This window comes from Alistipes montrealensis (assembly GCF_018362775.1).
Taxonomy (GTDB): Bacteria; Bacteroidota; Bacteroidia; order Bacteroidales; family Rikenellaceae; genus Alistipes; species Alistipes montrealensis.
In genome coordinates this window covers 1-216 of record NZ_JAGYXY010000013.1, presented here as the reverse complement: position 1 = coordinate 216, position 216 = coordinate 1, and the positions used below count along the sequence as shown (strand labels likewise).

General features: G+C 46.8%; 1 rRNA gene. It reads right to left on the bottom strand.

Going from position 1 to position 216, the window contains the following annotated elements:
- Positions 1–167: 167 nt before the first annotated feature.
- Positions 168–216: ribosomal RNA gene (locus KG007_RS14145) — 16S ribosomal RNA — on the bottom strand; the annotation flags it as partial.

Here is a 216-nt window from a genome sequence, read left to right as displayed (position 1 = left end):
TATTGTCCCGTGTGAGAACTTTATCTCATCTCCTTAAATATGTCAAAGTACGTTGCGAATTTCTTCGCGGTGAACAGCACTCGGTTCGAACCTACGCCTCAAGCGGTGCTGTTGTAACGTTTCTTTGAAGTGAGCAGCTAAAATTTACCTTTGAAACAAGGCTCCAGAAAGGAGGTGTTCCAGCCGCACCTTCCGGTACGGCTACCTTGTTACGAC